This window comes from Paraburkholderia podalyriae, from assembly GCF_014397785.1.
GTDB classification, from domain to species: Bacteria; Pseudomonadota; Gammaproteobacteria; order Burkholderiales; family Burkholderiaceae; genus Paraburkholderia; species Paraburkholderia podalyriae.
This window is the reverse complement of sequence record NZ_VZQQ01000215.1, coordinates 1-1470: the sequence shown is the minus strand read 5'-3', so window position 1 is coordinate 1470 and position 1470 is coordinate 1. Positions and strand designations below refer to the sequence as shown.

General features: G+C 57.3%; 3 pseudogenes. All 3 read left to right on the top strand.

Annotated features, from left to right (window positions below):
• Window positions 1-126: 126 nt before the first annotated feature.
• Window positions 127-570 (top strand): annotated as a pseudogene (locus tag F6X42_RS42610) (transposase); the annotation flags it as partial.
• A 284-nt stretch (window positions 571-854) separates the two neighbouring features.
• Window positions 855-1085: pseudogene (locus F6X42_RS42605) on the top strand (IS110 family transposase); the annotation flags it as partial.
• Between the two features lie 258 nt (window positions 1086-1343).
• A pseudogene (locus F6X42_RS42600) lies at window positions 1344-1470 on the top strand (IS3 family transposase); the annotation flags it as partial.

Below are 1470 nucleotides of genomic sequence, written 5' to 3'. Positions count from 1 at the left end.
TTGTTCATGGTGGATGGTTTGTTGTTTGCTGGTTTCCGACTTCGACAATCAGATTCTCAGCTGAAACCTCCACCGCCTACAATCTCCCGCCTCAACTCCCCCGTACACCACTTCCGACTTTAGCTCGGGATTAACTTCACGTCGGCGATCGGCCTGGTCTCCGAGCTAGGTGACCTGTCGCGCTTCGAGCATCCGCGACAGCTGATGGCGTGGCTCGGCGTGACGCCTTCTGAGCACTCCTCAGGCGGAAAGCGACGCCAAGGAAGCATTACCAAAACAGGCAACAGTTATGCGCGCAAGCTATTGGTCGAATCCGCCTGGAGTTACCGCCATCCTGCCCGCGTGAGCATTGACATCCAGCGCCGGCATGAAGGGCTACCCAAGCCGATAATCGACCGTGCCTGGGACGCGCAACTAAGACTGTGCCGGCGATATCGCAAGCTCGTCGCCAGAGGGAAGACCGCGCACGTGGCCATCATCGCTATTGCACGCGAGCTGGCGGGCTTCATCTGGGACGTCGGCCGATTGGGAATGACGCTGGCTTTACCGCCAAGCGCGCAATCCGCATGAACAAAGGGCTGTACGTAAAAAGACCAACCAGTATCAAGAGTTTCCTGAAGGCGGCGCAGCCCGGTATTCGAGTAACCCGCGACCACGTTTGGCAACGGCATCAGTCGACTTGCGTAGTAAGGAAGCGGCAGGCTCATGAGACGGACCTCTGTAATGCGGCAACCAACCCGCGAATGTCAGCGTGATCCACCGTCGAGTTTTACTGCTACGCCGCCTTCAGGAAATTTGCTTTGACCATGGAGTAAATGGTGAAAACCGATCCAGATTGACACTGGGAGTCATATCAGCGGGGCGATAAAAACATCCGGCGCCTGCTGGTTCAGTGCGCTAGAGCTTACATGCAGCGACTCGGGCGCCAGAGCGGCCCACTTGCCGATTGGGTTCGTGCCTTGCTGGCGCGGCGCCACTCCAATGTCGTGGCCTGTGCTCTCGCGAATAAGCTGGCGCGCACCGCCTGGGCGCTGGTCACTCGAAATACTGTCTTCGATGCGAAGGCGGCTGTCATGCCTGCCTGACCAGCCGATCCCACACTGTTTTACCGAGTACCTATCTGGTTTTGCGACCGCTGAAATTTGATGACGTGAACGGCACACCGGCCTGACGGAAAACCCGAAAACGGGAATGGCTCTTGAAGCCGATGGAGTTTTTTGGGACCGTCAGGCGCGATTCTCATCGTGGCGCGGGGAGCTATCCCTACAATGACGCCGGATAGATTTTGGCAAGCCAACCACGCCGTCAAAAATCAAGGTTGCAAAAACGGGGGTGACCATAGATTCCCGTTTGCCGGTGCACGAATGTTGGTTCGCCTGCTCAAACGCGAAGCTATCAGGGTCGGGCGCAAACACGTCGGCACTCTGATGAAGCGCATGGGCATTGAGGCGCTGTACTGCAAGCCGAACA